The sequence below is a fragment of the Haloferax marisrubri genome (genome assembly GCF_001469875.2).
Classification (GTDB): domain Archaea; phylum Halobacteriota; class Halobacteria; order Halobacteriales; family Haloferacaceae; genus Haloferax; species Haloferax marisrubri.
This window is the reverse complement of sequence record NZ_LOPW02000004.1, coordinates 264,730-276,989: the sequence shown is the minus strand read 5'-3', so window position 1 is coordinate 276,989 and position 12,260 is coordinate 264,730. Positions and strand designations below refer to the sequence as shown.

Below are 12,260 nucleotides of genomic sequence, written 5' to 3'. Positions count from 1 at the left end.
GCTTCTCGTGCGCGCGAGGCCCCAAACACTACCTCGTCTCCGTTACCGCCGGCACAGCACTTGTAGCGAAGATACCGAGCCACGAGAGGAGTGAAGTAAATTCTATATCGCGGTATCTGATTTATTATTTATACTCGCTCCGTGAGTGGTCGAACCTTCGTAGGCTCTCGTCGTCGGTTCGGCCGTTCCTTTTTATCCGCTTGCGCGACGACTAGTCGCGTATGGCTGACGAGACACAGCCGACGGTGGGAATGACGGTGTACGCGGAGGACGGAACCAAACTCGGGAGCATCCGTGGCTTCGACGACGACGGCTTCTTCGTGACGACTCGCGAGGGTCTCGCGGGGATGTCCATCGAACACGAGCGCGCCGGCCACGAGTTCGGCGAGGCCGAGTTGATGTGGCGGTGTAGCGACTGCGGCGAGATGGGTGACCTCGACGAACTGCCCGACACGTGCCCGAACTGCGGTGCCGAGCGCGAGAAACTCTACTACTGGACCGAGGACTGAGCCGCGCCCTCGATTCGACCGCCGCGCCGCGAAACTCGCCATTTTTGTCGTCCGCCGAGAACGGGTAGCCATGCGTATTCTCGTCTTCGGCGCGGGCAGTCTGGGCACGCTCGTCGGCGGCCTCCTCGCGTCGGTCCACGACGTGACGCTCGTCGCCCGCGACCCGCACGCGGCGCGGGTGTCGGCGGCCGGCCTCGACGTGGTCGGTGCCGAGTCGGCGCACGTCTCGCCGGCCGCGACGACGACCGAGACGGGCCACTCGGCGGACCTCGCACTCGTCACCGTCAAATCGTTCGACACCGCAGCGGCGGCCGACGCGCTCGCCGACTGCGACGTGGACGCGGTGCTGTCGCTCCAGAACGGACTCACCGAGGAGACGCTCGTTTCTCGCCTCGACGCGCCGGTTCTCGCGGGGACGGCGACCTACGGGGCGCGGCTCGTCGAACCGGGTCGCGTCGAGTGTACCGGCGTCGGCCGGGTCGTCTTGGGCGCGCTCGACGGCGGACCCGACGCGCTCGCGGAGCGCGTCGGCAAGGCGTTCCGGGCCGCGGGTCTCAACACGCTCGTCGCCACCGACATGCCGAGGCGGCGCTGGGAGAAACTCGCGGTCAACGCCGGCATCAACGCGGTCACCGCGCTCTCGCGGGTCGAAAACGGCGCGCTCGCGGGCGACGACGCCGGCGAACTCGCACACCGGGCGGCCCGCGAGACGGCCCGAGTCGCCCGGTTAGAGCGCGTGTCGCTCCCGAACCGCGTCGCCCGCGAGGCGGTCGACCGGGTGGTCGAAAAGACCGCCGCGAACCGCTCGTCGATGCTGCAGGACGTCGCGGCCGAAAAGCGGACCGAGGTCGACGCCATCAACGGCGCGGTGGTCGATATCGCCGCCGAACACGGCTTCGAGGTGCCGACGAACCGGACGCTCGCGGCGCTCCTTCGGGCGTGGGAGCGGGGAGCGGGGCTTCGATAGAAAACCGGACGCCGGCCCGGCGTTCGGTCGCTATTCGAGGTAGCCGAGGTCGCGCAGTCGGTCCTGCGCCTCGTCGTCCATCTGGTCTACGGAGTCGTCCGACACGTCGGTGTCGAGCGCGTCGGTCCACGCGCCGCCGATGGCGTCTTCGAACTCCGCGAGGGCGGCCTCCGTCTCGGCGACCGCCTCGTCGTCCGATTCGGCGACGTTCTCGGTCTCGTCGGGGTCGGCGTCGATTCGGTAGGCCTCGTCGGGGACGCGGTCGATTCGGACGTACTTGGCGTCGCCCCGTCGCGCCGCTCGCATCCGGGAGTAGAACCGCGAGTCCTCGGGAAGTTCGATGCCGGCGCTCGCGGCCTTCTCCTCCAACTGCTTGAGTTCGACCACCGGACGAGAGTACTCGACGAAGGCGTACTCGCCGTCTCGGCGCTGGCCGGGGTCGTCGTTCGTCGCCTGCGCGAACTCCCGGTAGTCGGCCGACAGGAGCGAGCGCGTGCGGTCGAGACCGACCGCGTCGTCGCCGGGGTTCGCGGGGTCGCCGCCCTCGACGCCGAGCGAGTCGAGGACCGTGTGGTAGAGGTCGACCAGTTCGACCTGGTCGTCGCGGCGGTCCGCGTCGAGGTCGGGGTGTTTGACCATGAGCGGGACGTTGATGAGCGGGTCGTACAGGCAGAACTCGTGGCCGTAGAGGCCGTGTTCGCCGTGGAGTTCGCCGTGGTCGGCGCAGACGACGACCATGGTGTCGTCCCAGCGGCCGGTCTCTTTCAGGTGGTCGAAAAGCCGGGTGAGTTGGTCGTCGATGTGGGCGATTTCGGCGTCGTAGAGCCCGCGGATGTCCTCCCACTCGTCGTCGCCAATCTCGTAGGCACCGGCGTTGTACTCCTTGGAGTTCTGGCAGACCTCGGTCGAATCGACGCCGGGTGCGAAGCGCTCTTTGTACTCCTCCGGCGGGTGGTACGGCAGGTGCGCGTCCATGAGGTTGACGAACGCGAAGAACTCCTCGGAGTCGTCGACGAAGTCGATGGTCTGGTCGATGACCGCGGGCGTCTTCGAGTCCGCGCCCTCGCCGCCGGCGAGGTACTCGTGGGCAGTGTTGCCGAGGCTGACGAGTTTATCGGCGAGCGTCCGGAGCGCGTCGCTGTCGTTCATCGTCTTCCACGCCTTCGCCAGCGGCCCCGACAGGAACTCGCCGGGCATGACCTCGAAGAAGTTGTCCTGCTCCGCGAACCCGTCGGTCAGGTGCGTGTACGGCGTTATCCACGCGTTCGAGGAGTAACAGGCGGTGTCGTAGCCGGCCGCCGAGAGCGTCTCGGCGAGGGTCGTCGCGCCTTCGAGATAGGGGTTTTCCTGGTCGGCCCCGTGTTGGCTGGGGTACATCCCGGTGAAAAGCGAGGCGTGGACCGGCAGGGTCCACGGCGCGGGCGCGATGGCCTGCTCGAAGACGGTCGCCTCGTCGGCGAATCGGTCGAGGCCCGGCGTCGTCGGGCGGTCGTAGCCGTACGGCGTGAGGTGGTCCTTACGGACCGTGTCCATGACGACGAAGAGGACGTTCTCGGGCGACTCGGCAGTCATACCCGAGGGTGGGGAGTAGTCGCCGATAAAACTCCTGTTCTCGGCCGACGACGGGACGAAACCGTCCGAAACGCCGACTTAGAACGGGGCCTGCGGGCCCTGGTCGTCTTCGATATCGGTCGTGTCGTCGCTGGTGTCGCCGGGGAACGACGGACTGCCGCCGCGGCTGTCGCCGCCCATCCCGTCGTCGCCGCCCATGCCGGTGTCGGCGTGGACTTCGTTGATCTCGGGGATCTCCTTGACCATGCGGGTCTTGATGGCCTGGATGGTCATCGGGGAGATACCGCACCCGGAGCAAGCGCCGCCGAGGAGAACGGTCACTTCGCCGGTCTCGCGGTCGAGGTCGCGGATGGCCGCGCTGCCGCCGTGCATCTGGATCTGCGGGAAGTTCCGACGGAGGAAGTTCACGACACGCTCTTTGAGGTCGTCCTCGCCGTCCTGCGTCTCCGTGCTCATGCACGCGGCTTCGAGGTGAACGTGCTTAGGCCTTTGGTTCGGGGTTACGCCTCGACGCCGAAGACCCGCCGGAGTTCGCCTTCGATCTCGTCGACGTAGCGGTCGAGGACGGCGTCGAGTTCGTCGTCGTCGATTTCGACCGCCGTCAGTCGCTCGGCGGGGTTCTCGGGGAGCTGTACGGAGAAGTCGCCGTCCTCGTAGAACGGCTCGGACTCGTTGAGAATCTGCTGGTCGACCCCGTGGATGAGCGACGAGTCGAACTCGTCGTTCATCGTCTCGAAGGCGTTCTTGTACGCGCGCTGGAGTTCGGGGAAGTAGTTGGCGTACTTGTCCTCGAACTTCTCGGGGTCGAAATCGGTCATACCGGAGCTTTCGCGCTCCCGGCAAAAAATCGGACGGTTGGTTCGTCGGAGTTTCGGATTCTGTATAGCAAAGTTCCGTTTATCGACTACTTGCCTCCCACACGGCGATTCCGCTCTCAGGGCGTCTCAAATGCGGAAAATCGAGCGACGCGGGGCGTCACTCGATGAGCGGGCTGTCCACGCGCACGGCGGAGAGTTCGCTCGCCGCGAAGATGGACGCGAGCTCGGTTATCAGTTCGTCGTACGACTCGTCGTCCTCGCGCAGCGCGTCGAGTCGTTCGATGGTTCGACGGTCCAGTTCGACCGTCTCTGTTTGTACCTCCGGTTCGTAGCCGACCGGGTAGTCGTATTCGGCCTCGTTTGAGTTGGCAGTCGCCATCGTTCACCCCACTCCGGCATGCGTGCCGGTGCCATGACATACACAACCATCCGATATGAGGATTTCGCGGATTTCGAGCCTGAACCGAACGCGAGCGTAGTCTACACCCGGTCGTTCCCTCTCCCATCTCCGGCCATGATAAATCATATTCCGCTATATCGAATTGTTCCCGAACCCGAATCGGGGAGTCATAGCCAGAATATTGGGTTGTTTAAGGGCAAACGATTTTATGCTCGGTAGGTTGTCGAATACTGGCTACATGAGCGAATATACACTCGAACACGAGTCAAATACTCTCGAAGATGGACATAGTGGCATTTTTCTGTCGTCGGACGACTCGGTTTCCCGCGATTGCGGGCCGCACGAACCCGACCGGTCGCGCTCTCCCGAGGTGTCCGCGCCCCCGTGATGTACGACCGTCGCATTCTCATCGACGCACTGGCGCACAGGCCGTTGCTCCGGCGAATGGTCAGACCGCTCGTCGCCGTCGCGGCGTTCGTCGTCGCCGGCGTCGGTGGATTCAGCGTCCTCGCCGGTGCGTCCCTCGTCGACGCGGCGTTCTGGCTGCTCGACCCGACCAGCATCGAACTCCACTACCAGACCCACGAGGGGCCGGCGACGCTCGTCAAGGCGTACGCCATCGTGATTCTCACCGGCCTCATCGGAACCGGCCTGTGGGCCGGCGAGACGTTCGTCTCCGCGGCCTTCGGCGGACAGATACGCGAGGAACTCGACCAGATGAAACTCCAACGAGAGATAGCGGAACTCGAATCGCACGTAATCGTCTGCGGCTACGGAACCTTCGGGAAGACGGTGGCGGCGCGGCTCCGCGAGATGGGCCGCGACGTGGTCGTCGTCGAGAGCAAGGAGGCGGGGTTCCAGCGCGCGCTCGACGCGGACCTGCTCGCGGTCGAAGGCGACGCCCGCCGCGAGGACAGACTCGCCGACGCGGGCGTCGAACGCGCCGCGACGGTCGTCGGCGCGATTGACGACTCCAAGGTGAACATCCAAATCGCCATCGCGGCGAGTCGGCTGTCCCCCGACGCCAAACTCGTCGTCCGCGCGGGCGACCAGATGGACGAGGCGCTCGCGCGCCGCGCCGGTGCCGACGAGGTCGTCGTCCCGGAAATCGTGAGCGGCGAGCAGGTCTGTTCGGACCTCTGAGCCGCCGCGCCGACCCCATCTTCCCGCCTGCTATTTGTTCACAGCGCACGCAGCTCTCGTATGTCGACCGACGAGCCCCGCTACAACGACGAGGGCGTCCTGAAGAAGAAAGACTACAAACGCGAGTTGAACCGCCTCCAAGAGGAACTGGTGAAACTCCAGTACTGGATAAAAGAAAACGACCTCCGAGTCTGTGTCGTCTTCGAGGGCCGCGACGCCGCGGGCAAAGGCGGCGTCATCAAGCGCATCACCCGCCGGCTCAACCCGCGGGTGGCGCGGGTCGTCGCGCTCGGCAAGCCCACGGAGCGAGAGCGCGGCCAGTGGTACTTCCAGCGGTACGTCGAACAGTTACCGACCGAGGGGGAGATGGTGCTTTTCGACCGGAGTTGGTACAACCGCGCGGGCGTCGAGCGGGTGATGGGCTTCTGTACCGACGAGGAGTACGAGGAGTTCCTGCGGACCTGCCCCGAGTTCGAGCGGATGCTCGTCCGCTCGGGTATCATCCTCGTCAAGTACTGGTTCTCTATCAGCGACGAGGAACAGGAACGGCGGTTCCAGAAGCGAAACGAGGACCCGAAGCGCCGCTGGAAACTCAGCCCGATGGACCTCGAAGCGCGCTCTCGGTGGGCCGACTACTCCGAGGCCAAAGACCGGATGTTCGAACACACCGACGTCGAGGACGCGCCGTGGCACGTCGTCCACGCCGACGTGAAGCGCCACGCGCGACTCAACTCCATCTCGCACCTGCTGGACCAAATCGACTACGAGGACCTCACGCCCGACCCCATCGAACTCCCGTCCCGACAGGACGACACCGGGTACGAGCGGCCGCCGATAGACAGCCAAAACTGGGTGCCCGCGCGGTTCGGGTCGAACCCAGTCGACGATTAGTCCGAGTCCTCAGCCAACTGCTCGCCGACGATGCGGTCGGCCTCGGCGATGAACGCCTCGACTCCGCCCTTCGGAATCGTCGCGCCCGCGGCCACGTCGTGGCCGCCGCCGTCGCCGCCGACTGCACGGGACGCCTCGCGCATGACCGCCGAGAGGTCCAAGCCGTCTCGGACCATCACGTACGACCCGCGCGAGGAGACCTTCACCTCGCCCTCTTCCGTGTCGGCGAACGCGAGGACGGGAATCCCGCTTCGGGTCGCGTTGGTGCCGACGGCCATTCCGGCGACGATACCGACGATGGTCTCGCGTATCTCGTCGCCCGCGTCGAACCACTGGAGGTTGTCTTCGACGCGGACGCCGTGTTCCTTCACCCACTGAAGGCCGTTCGAGAGGTTCTTGCGGTGGTTTCGCAGGAGCCTGCGCGCCCGGTCGAGCGCCGCGTCGCGCTCGCCGAGACAGACCGCGAGCCCCACGTCGGCGCGGTCGTAGCGCGCGGTCGCGTTCAGGAGCGTGGAGAACTCGCTCACGTCGCGGAGTTCGGTCCCCTCCTGCTCCCGAGAGAGCACGTAGGTCGTCCCCACGAGGTCGTCGATGCGGGAGGCGGGCACGCCGCTGGCGATGGCGCGTCGAATCAGGGCGCTGGCGAGCGTCTGGCGCTCGTCGCCGGTGAGGTCGACCCACCGCTTCCACTCGCCGTCGTCGTCGCGGCAGGGAACGTCGAGTTCGGTCAGGAACTCGATGGCTCCGGCCTCGTTGTTCGAGATGCCGGGGATGCGAACGTCGGTCGCGTACTGGAGCAGTTTCGGGAGCGCGCGGGTCTGGCGGCCGTAGATTCGGAGGTCGGTGCCCTCCTCGACGACGCCGGCTTCGACGCCCTCGTCGACGATGCCCGCGTTGGCTCCGCGGAGTTCGCCGTTCGTGTCCTGCATGTCGCCGACAGCGCCGACGACGGCGAGGGCGGCGAGGTCACGGTTATCACCAGCGTGAGACCCCGTCTCACGAGCGGACGGGCTGTGCCCGTCAGCGCTTTCGGGTTCGAGCGCCCGCGCGAGGACGTAGCTCGCGCCCGCGCCGGAGAGTTCGCTCGCGCCGTTGAGGCCGAACCGAAGCGGGTTGAGGTGGTGGTCGGTCTCGACGCCCTCGGCGGGCTGGTGGTGGTCGGCGATGACGGGGTGGAAGTCGCCCACCGCCTCGTACTCGGCGATGATGTCGAGTTGGCCGCTCCCGAAGTCCGTGAACAGCACGGTGTCGTAGTCGGTCGCCGCGATGTCGGCCACGGCGGCCTCGTCCAGTTGGCGGCAGAACACCGTCTCGAAGGGGATACCGGCGCGTTCGAGCGCGGTCGAGGCGATGCCGGCGCTCGTCAACCCGTCGGCGTCGATGTGCGAGGCGAGGAGCACCCGGTCGGCGTCGCGGAGGTGGGCCGCGCAGGCCGCCGCGTGCTCTGTGAGTTCGGGGACGGGTCCGTCCATTGGTGTGGTACTCACGCCCTCTCCGGCATAAACGCTGGTAGTTCGGGCACGGAACCCCTTCGTTTCCACTCCAGTTCGACGGCAAACATACGCGCTCTTGCCGCGGTTTCGCCGATAAAGGCTCGTCTCCCGGCCCTCAGATTCGCCGCCTGACGACGAACAGGAGGACGGTCGCGAGCACCGTCGAACCGGCGACGAGCGCCCAGCCGGCCCCGTAGCCCGTCGATTCCACGACGAAGCCGAAAAGCGGCGGGGCGACGAGGCCGCCGACGTTGAGCGCGGTCTGGCCGCCGGCGGTCGCCGCGCCGATGTCACCGTCGTCGACGACGCCGCTCAGACAGGAGTAGAAGACGCCGGTCGAGCCGTGGATGGTGAGGCCGAGCGCGACGAAGACGGCGATGGTGAGCGCGAACGAACCGCCGGTTCCGACGAGGAGCGAAAAGAGCGCGACCGCGCCGGCCAGTTGGACGAGCGCGACGGTGGCCGCGCCGCGGGCCCCGCCGAGGCGGTCCGCGAGGCTCCCCGCGCCGATGCGGCCGACGCTTCCGGTCACCTGCGTCGCCGCGAGGACGCCGCCGGCGAGGGCGGGGCCGGTCCCGACGACGTCCTGCACGTAGAGGACGGTGTAGCCGAGCATCGAGAAGATGGACGCGCCGATGAACAGCCCGGCGGCGACGAGCGCGACGTAGGCGCGGTTGTCCCCGAGCCCGGCGAGTCGGGGGCGTTCGAGCCGGCCGGTCCCCGGGTTTCCGCGGTAGCGCGTCGCGAAGACGAGCGCGTAGCCGGCGGCGAAGACGCCGATGACCCAGAAGCCGACCTGCCACGCGGCGACGACGGCGACGCCGGTGACGACGAGCGACGACGCCCCGCTCCCGACGGTGACGCCGACCTGTTTCAGCCCCATGGCGAGGTTCTTGCTCCCGGCGGGCGCGGCCGCGACGATGCCGCGGTTCGACGCCGGCATCGCGGTCGAGTAGGCCGCCCCGAGGAGCGCCACCGTCACCAACAACAGGAGGTACGACGGCGGCGCGAACGTGACGCCGACGAGCGCGACCGAGAGCGCCAGCAGGCCGACGACCATGACGGGCTTTTCGCCGTAGCCGTCGACGGCCGCGCCGCTGGGGAACAGAAACACCGTGTAACCGAGCAGGCCGGCGGTCAGGAACAGTCCGACCAGCGACTCCGAGACCGAAAACGCATCGCGGACGAAGCCGGTCGCCGCGAAGATGGCGTAGTAACAGAGGCTCGCGGCGGTCTGCCAGCCGGCGACCGAGCCGACGGCGCGCCACGAGCCGTCTCTCGTCTCGGCTTCAGCCTCGGCTCCCGTCACGTCACTCGTGGTACGTCGGTGCGGCGGTCTCGACCGCGGCGACGGCGAGCGCTTCGAACGTCGCCTCGTCGGGGACGACGGTCACGTCGATACCGTGGGACGCCGCGGTGTCGCGGGTCGGCGGCCCGATTGCGCCGACGACGGCGTCGTTCAGGCCGGCGATGGCCTCCTCGCGGACACCGCGCTCCGCGGCGGCGTCGAGGAAGTGTTCGACCGTGAGCGACGAGGTGAACAGGGCGGCTTCGAGGTCGCCGGCGGCGGCCATCTCGGCCGACTTCCCGGCTCCCTCGGGGCGGACGAGTCGGTAGAGCACCGTCTCGTGAACGTCCGCGCCCGCGTCGCGCAGGCCGTCCGTGAGGACGGCGCTGCCGTGGTCGCTCCGGGCGACTTCGACCGTCGCGCCGTCCACGTCGGGTGCGAGGTGTTCGACCAGTCCGGCCGAGGTGTACTCGTCGGGGACGCGGTCGACCGTCCAACCCGCTTCGCGGGCGGCGTCGGCGGTCGCGGGGCCGATACAGCACAGCACCGCGTCGCCGGGGTTCCAGCCGGCCTCGTCGAGGAGTTCGACGCCGGTCTTGCTCGTCAGGACGACGAACTCGCCGGTCTCGGGCGTCGCGCCGGTCGGCTCGATTGCGAGCATCGGGTCGGGGACTGGGGTCGCGCCGAGCGAGTCGAGGAGTTCGACGGCACGCTCGATGCGGTCGTCGTCGGGGCGGAAGACGGCCGCGCGGACCTGCTGACTCATTCGTCTCCTCCGGCACCTCCCGCGCTCGTGTCGGCTTCAGCGATGGCGTCCGCGCCGCCGCCCTGCAGGAACTGCTTCACGCGGTCGCGGGTCGCCGCGACCTCGCCGATGACGGTAATCGCGGGCGGTTCGATGTCGGCCTCGTCGCGCACGTCGACGATGGTGTCGAGCGTGCCGGTGGCGACGCGCATGTCGGGCCACGTCGCCCGCTCGATGAGGGCGACGGGCGTGTCGCCGTCCATCCCCGCCTCGCGGAGTTCGGCGGTGTACAGCGGGAGTTTGCCGACGCCCATGAGGACGACGAGCGTCCCGCCGGTCGCGGCGAGCGCGTCCCAGTCCACCGCGGACTCGTCTTTCGTCGGGTCCTCGTGGCCGGTGACGAACGACACCGACGAGACGTGGTCGCGGTGGGTGACGGGGATGCCCGCCGCGCCGGCCCCGGCGACCGCCGAGGTGATGCCCGGCACGACTTCGAAGGGAACCCCGTTGTCGGCGAGGTGTTCCATCTCCTCGCCGCCGCGGCCGAAGACGAACGGGTCGCCGCCCTTCAGGCGCACCACGTCCTTGCCCTCGCGGGCGAGTTCGACCAGTCGGTTGTTCGTGTACTCCTGCGGCGTCCACTCGCCGCCGGCGCGCTTGCCCACGTCCTCGCGCTTTTCGGCCGGAATCATCCCGAGAATCTCCGGGCCGGGGAGCTTGTCGTGGAGCACCACGTCGGACTCGTCGATGAGGCGGGCGGCCTTCATCGTCAGCAGTTCCGGGTCGCCCGGGCCGCTGCCGACGAGGTGGACCGTGCCGACGCCGTCGCCGTCGGTCGCGTCGTCGTTCGACTGCGCTCCGGTCGAGCGCTCGTCCGCCGTTTCGGATTCCGCGTCGTCGGCCGTCATCTCACTCCTCGGCCTCCTCGCGGGCGGCGTCGACTAACTGGCCGGCACCGCGGTCGCGCAGGGCCGCCGCGAACTCGCTGGCGGCGTTGGCGTGGTTGCCGACGGGGAGGTCCCGAGAGGTCTTGATGGACTCCGAGCCGTCGGTCGCGAGCACCTGTACGTCGACGTGGACGTGTTCGCCCTGCAGGAGGGCGTGGACGCCGACCGGGGCGATACAGCCGCCGCCGAGTTCGGCGAGGATGGTCCGCTCGACGGTCGTCTCGACGCGGGTCCGCGGGTGGTCGAGTTTGTCGCGGATGAGGTCGATGACCTCCGAGTCCGCGGCGGTCACGGCGATGGCTCCCTGTCCGGGCGCGGGGACGAACGTCGTCCGCGGCAGGCGCTCGTAGTTCACCTTCTCCGAGAGCCCGCTACGCTTGAGTCCGGCCTCGGCGAGGACGATGGCGTCGTACTCGGTTTCGACTTTCCGGCCGAGCGCCTGCCGTTCGAGTTCGGTGAGGCCCTCGAACCACTCGTCTGCGGTCTCGTCGAACGCCTCGTCGTGGTCGGTCTTGCCCTTCTTTTCTTGCCGCTCTTTGTCGTTTTCGACGCGGGCCTCGTGTTCGCGCTGGAGGTGCGTCGCCAGCAGTTTCTCGATGCGGGTGTCGACGTTGCCGCGGAGCGGTTCGACTTCGAGGTCCTCGCGGTAGTTCAGCAGTTGGGCCTGCCGGCGCAGCGACGACGTGCCGACGACGGCTCCCTCGGGCAGGTCGTCGATGTCGTGGCCCTCGGCCGTCACGAGCACGTCGCCCGCCGGCGCGCGCTCGGGCACGCCGGCGACGACGAGGTCGGCAGGCTTCTCGGTCGGCATGTCCTTCATCGAGTGGACCGCGGCGTCGACCTCGCTGTCGAGGACGCGCTCGTCGAGCGCGCGGACGAACGCGCCGGTCTTGCCCAGTCGGTGGATGAGTTCGTCCTGAATCCGGTCGCCCGTGGTCTCGACTTCGACGAGTTCGACGTCGAGTCGGCGGCCCGCGAGCGCCCCCTGCACGCTCGCGGCCTGCGCGCGAGCGAGCGCCGACCCTCGCGTCGCCAAGCGAAGTGTTGTAGTCATACGCGTCAGTCCGGTCCCCGCGTTGAAAAGCCCTCCAGTTCGCTCCCGCGCGTCGGGTCGGACCCGAACGGAAGACCGATACAGTCCCCGCGCGACGACCCGGACGATGTCCGCCCTCGATTCGGTCGTCCGGCAGGTCGGCGACTTCGTCGTCGTCGCGCTCCTCCTGTTCGGCCTGACCTCGGTCGTCGCGCCCCTCGACCTGTTTCTCTCGTCGGTCGGCGTCGAACCGCCGTGGTTCGCCGGCCTCGTCGCGGCCGCGCTCATCGCGCTCGCGCTCCTCCTCGCGCGCCCCCTTCGCCTCCGTCTCGTCGCCCGCGTCTGGGGTATCGGCCTCGTCGTGACCGCCGTCTGGATTCCGCTGTTAGTCCTCCTCGAACTCCAAGGAAACCCAGTCGGTATCCTCGTCTCGTGGGCGGTCTGTCTCGGCGCC

At 68.1% G+C, this 12,260-nt stretch carries 13 protein-coding genes and 1 pseudogene; 5 read left to right on the top strand and 9 right to left on the bottom strand.

Annotated features, from left to right (window positions below):
• Positions 1-221 precede the first annotated feature (221 nt).
• Together AUR65_RS03680 and AUR65_RS03675 are read left to right on the top strand one after the other, a co-directional pair.
• Positions 222-509: a DUF7130 family rubredoxin-like protein gene (locus AUR65_RS03680; RefSeq protein WP_058568761.1), complete on the top strand. Its 288-nt coding sequence runs from the start codon at positions 222-224 to the stop codon at positions 507-509.
• Positions 510-579: 70 nt separating this feature from the next.
• The gene (locus AUR65_RS03675) at positions 580-1,476 is read left to right on the top strand and encodes a ketopantoate reductase family protein (RefSeq protein ID WP_058568760.1); all 897 of its coding nucleotides are present in this window, start codon (positions 580-582) and stop codon (positions 1,474-1,476) included.
• Positions 1,477-1,506: 30 nt separating this feature from the next.
• Here the strand turns inward: AUR65_RS03675 and AUR65_RS03670 are convergent, their stop codons facing one another.
• The 4 genes from AUR65_RS03670 to AUR65_RS03655 form a co-directional block, all read right to left on the bottom strand.
• Positions 1,507-3,048 (bottom strand): sulfatase, encoded by a 1,542-nt coding sequence (locus AUR65_RS03670; RefSeq protein ID WP_058568759.1) that lies wholly within the window; start codon positions 3,046-3,048, stop codon positions 1,507-1,509.
• Positions 3,049-3,126: 78 nt separating this feature from the next.
• On the bottom strand, positions 3,127-3,504 hold the full coding sequence (locus tag AUR65_RS03665) for a NifU family protein (protein ID WP_058568758.1): 378 nt from the start codon (positions 3,502-3,504) through the stop codon (positions 3,127-3,129).
• Positions 3,505-3,548: 44 nt separating this feature from the next.
• Positions 3,549-3,866: a DUF5783 family protein gene (locus AUR65_RS03660; protein WP_058568757.1), complete on the bottom strand. Its 318-nt coding sequence runs from the start codon at positions 3,864-3,866 to the stop codon at positions 3,549-3,551.
• 157 nt (positions 3,867-4,023) lie between these two features.
• Positions 4,024-4,245, bottom strand: a complete 222-nt coding sequence (locus AUR65_RS03655; protein WP_058568756.1) for a DUF7557 family protein — start codon at positions 4,243-4,245, stop codon at positions 4,024-4,026.
• Between the two features lie 408 nt (positions 4,246-4,653).
• Between AUR65_RS03655 and AUR65_RS03650 the strand changes: the two genes are divergently transcribed.
• Both AUR65_RS03650 and ppk2 read left to right on the top strand, forming a co-directional pair.
• Positions 4,654-5,409, top strand: a complete 756-nt coding sequence (locus AUR65_RS03650; RefSeq protein ID WP_058568755.1) for a potassium channel family protein — start codon at positions 4,654-4,656, stop codon at positions 5,407-5,409.
• A 60-nt stretch (positions 5,410-5,469) separates the two neighbouring features.
• Positions 5,470-6,300 (top strand): polyphosphate kinase 2, encoded by an 831-nt coding sequence (gene ppk2, locus AUR65_RS03645; RefSeq protein ID WP_058568754.1) that lies wholly within the window; start codon positions 5,470-5,472, stop codon positions 6,298-6,300.
• On the opposite strand, the gene AUR65_RS03640 is transcribed toward ppk2, so the two are convergent.
• The 5 genes from AUR65_RS03640 to hemC all read right to left on the bottom strand — a co-directional run bounded on the left by AUR65_RS03640 (position 6,297) and on the right by hemC (position 11,809).
• Complete coding sequence (locus tag AUR65_RS03640; protein ID WP_058568753.1) at positions 6,297-7,772, bottom strand: single-stranded-DNA-specific exonuclease RecJ; 1,476 nt, start codon at positions 7,770-7,772, stop codon at positions 6,297-6,299. The two genes, ppk2 and AUR65_RS03640, sit on opposite strands and share 4 nt — an antisense overlap.
• Before the next feature lie 136 nt (positions 7,773-7,908).
• The gene (locus AUR65_RS03635; protein WP_058568752.1) at positions 7,909-9,102 is read right to left on the bottom strand and encodes an MFS transporter; all 1,194 of its coding nucleotides are present in this window, start codon (positions 9,100-9,102) and stop codon (positions 7,909-7,911) included.
• 1 nt (position 9,103) lies between these two features.
• Positions 9,104-9,847 (bottom strand): uroporphyrinogen-III synthase, encoded by a 744-nt coding sequence (locus AUR65_RS03630; RefSeq protein WP_058568751.1) that lies wholly within the window; start codon positions 9,845-9,847, stop codon positions 9,104-9,106.
• Complete coding sequence (gene cobA / locus AUR65_RS03625) at positions 9,844-10,734, bottom strand: uroporphyrinogen-III C-methyltransferase (protein ID WP_058568750.1); 891 nt, start codon at positions 10,732-10,734, stop codon at positions 9,844-9,846. Before cobA ends, AUR65_RS03630 begins: the two co-directional genes overlap by 4 nt.
• A 1-nt stretch (position 10,735) precedes the next feature.
• Complete coding sequence (gene hemC, locus AUR65_RS03620) at positions 10,736-11,809, bottom strand: hydroxymethylbilane synthase (protein WP_199180561.1); 1,074 nt, start codon at positions 11,807-11,809, stop codon at positions 10,736-10,738.
• A 124-nt stretch (positions 11,810-11,933) separates the two neighbouring features.
• On the opposite strand from hemC, the pseudogene AUR65_RS03615 reads away from it, so the two are divergent.
• Positions 11,934-12,260, top strand: a pseudogene (locus AUR65_RS03615) (hypothetical protein); the annotation flags it as partial.

Bases quoted from the DNA above. Each gene is read 5' to 3' on its own strand.
- AUR65_RS03660 (WP_058568757.1), bottom strand. From the start codon at position 3,866: ATGACCGATTTCGACCCCGAGAAGTTCGAGGACAAGTACGCCAACTAC.
- AUR65_RS03640 (WP_058568753.1), bottom strand. From the start codon at position 7,772: ATGGACGGACCCGTCCCCGAACTCACAGAGCACGCGGCGGCCTGCGCG.
- AUR65_RS03665 (WP_058568758.1), bottom strand. From the start codon at position 3,504: ATGAGCACGGAGACGCAGGACGGCGAGGACGACCTCAAAGAGCGTGTC.
- AUR65_RS03675 (WP_058568760.1), top strand. From the start codon at position 580: ATGCGTATTCTCGTCTTCGGCGCGGGCAGTCTGGGCACGCTCGTCGGC.
- AUR65_RS03650 (WP_058568755.1), top strand. From the start codon at position 4,654: ATGTACGACCGTCGCATTCTCATCGACGCACTGGCGCACAGGCCGTTG.
- ppk2 (WP_058568754.1), top strand. From the start codon at position 5,470: ATGTCGACCGACGAGCCCCGCTACAACGACGAGGGCGTCCTGAAGAAG.
- AUR65_RS03630 (WP_058568751.1), bottom strand. From the start codon at position 9,847: ATGAGTCAGCAGGTCCGCGCGGCCGTCTTCCGCCCCGACGACGACCGC.
- cobA (WP_058568750.1), bottom strand. From the start codon at position 10,734: ATGACGGCCGACGACGCGGAATCCGAAACGGCGGACGAGCGCTCGACC.
- AUR65_RS03655 (WP_058568756.1), bottom strand. From the start codon at position 4,245: ATGGCGACTGCCAACTCAAACGAGGCCGAATACGACTACCCGGTCGGC.
- AUR65_RS03680 (WP_058568761.1), top strand. From the start codon at position 222: ATGGCTGACGAGACACAGCCGACGGTGGGAATGACGGTGTACGCGGAG.
- AUR65_RS03670 (WP_058568759.1), bottom strand. From the start codon at position 3,048: ATGACTGCCGAGTCGCCCGAGAACGTCCTCTTCGTCGTCATGGACACG.